A 1,826-nucleotide genomic window follows, 5' to 3' on the forward strand; every position below is an offset into this window, starting at 1 on the left:
TGCCGATATCCGCGCCCGGCTTGAACGCATCGGCATCTATCGCGAGAGCGGGCACGAGCACTTCAACGGCAGCCTGGTGGTGCCGGTGATGGATGAACAGGGCCAGGTGGGCGAAGTGTACGGTCGCAAGATCACGGACGGCCTGCGCAAGGGTACGCCGCTGCACCTGTACCTGCCAGGCCCGCACCGCGGCGTGTGGAACCACCAGGCGCTGGCGGCGTCCAGCGAGATCATCCTGTGCGAGTCGCTGATCGACGCCATGACGTTCTGGTGCGCAGGCTACCGCAACGTGACGGCTAGCTACGGCATCGAGGGCTTCACGGAAGATCACCTGGCCGCGTTCAAGGCGCACCACATCGCACGCGTGCTGATCGCCTACGACCGCGACGACGCCGGGGAGCGCGCCGCCGACAAGCTGGCCGAGCGCCTGCTTGCTGTTGGTATCGACTGCTACCGCATCCAGTTCCCGAAGGGGATGGACGCCAACGAGTACGCGTTGAAGGTGCAGCCGGCCGCAAAAAGCCTGGGTGCGCTGATTCGCAAGGCAGTCTGGATGGGGAATGGCGCGCCGCCGGCTGCCGTCACTCCGGCCTCCCTCACTTCTTTAGCCGCTAAAGAAACGCCCGCATCGCCGGCGGAAGAAAATTTAGCCGCTAAATTAATTTCGTCACCGACAGCGGCGCCGCTGCCGGCATCGCCCGCGCCATGCGGGCCGTCGTTCGCGATGGACGCGGACGTGAAGGATAACGAGGTCGTGCTGTCGTTCGCCGAGCGGCGCTACCGAGTGCGCGGCCTCTCTAAAAACCTGGCCTACGACGTGCTCAAGGTGAACGTGCTGGCATCGAACGGCGACGCCTTCCACGTCGACACCTTCGACCTGTACAACGCCAGGGCGCGGGCCAGCTACATCACGCAGGCGGCGGTCGAATTGCGGATTGCCGAAGACACGCTCAAGACGGACCTGGGGCGCGTGCTGCTCAAGCTCGAAGCCTTGCAGGAGATGCAGATCCAGGGAGCCTTGAAACCAAAAGAGCCGCAAGCGGTGACGATGGGCGCGCTTGATCGCGAGGCGGCGCTGGCCCTGCTCACCGCTCCTGACCTGCTGACCCGCATCGCCGACGACTTCGACGCCTGCGGCATCGTGGGCGAGGCGACCAATAAGCTGGTGGGCTACCTGGCCGCGACCAGCCGCCGGCTCGACGCACCGCTGGCGATCGTGATCCAGTCCTCCAGCGCGGCCGGCAAAAGCTCGCTGATGGATGCGGTGCTGGCCCTGATGCCGGAAGAGGAGCGGGTCAAGTACAGCGCGATGACCGGCCAGTCGCTGTTCTACATGGGAGAAACGAACCTGAAACACAAGATCCTGGCCATCGTCGAGTAGGAAGGAGCGAGCCGCGCCAGCTACGCGTTAAAGCTGCTGCAGTCCGAGGGCGAGCTGACGATTGCCACCACCGGCGCCGATCCGAAGACCGGCAACCTGGTGACCCAGGAATACCGGGTCGAGGGGCCGGTCATGATGTTTCTGACGACGACGGCAATCGACATCGACGAAGAGCTGATGAACCGCTGCTTGGTGTTGACGGTGGACGAAGACCGCGAACAGACGCGCGCGATCCACCGGCTGCAACGGGAAAAGCGCACCCTGCAGGGACTGGTGAGAAAGGAGCAGAAGCAGCGCATCCTGGAGCTGCACCGTAACGCCCAGCGGCTGTTAAAAAAGCTGGCCGTGGTCAACCCGTACGCCGACCAGCTGACGTTCCTTGACGACCGCACGCGCACCCGGCGCGACCATGAGAAATACCTGACGCTGATCGACACCATCGCCC

The 1,826-nt window shown here is 64.3% G+C and carries 1 protein-coding gene and 1 pseudogene; both read left to right on the top strand.

Going from position 1 to position 1,826, the window contains the following annotated elements; all coding sequences use genetic code 11:
- A partial coding sequence (locus tag PO883_RS34310; protein ID WP_289313780.1) for a toprim domain-containing protein occupies positions 1-1,381 on the top strand: 1,381 nt, incomplete at its 5' end.
- 99 nt (positions 1,382-1,480) lie between these two features.
- A pseudogene (locus PO883_RS34315) lies at positions 1,481-1,826 on the top strand (DNA primase); the annotation flags it as partial.

Source organism: Massilia sp. DJPM01 (assembly GCF_030348125.1).
GTDB classification, from domain to species: domain Bacteria; phylum Pseudomonadota; class Gammaproteobacteria; order Burkholderiales; family Burkholderiaceae_D; genus Telluria_A; species Telluria_A frigida.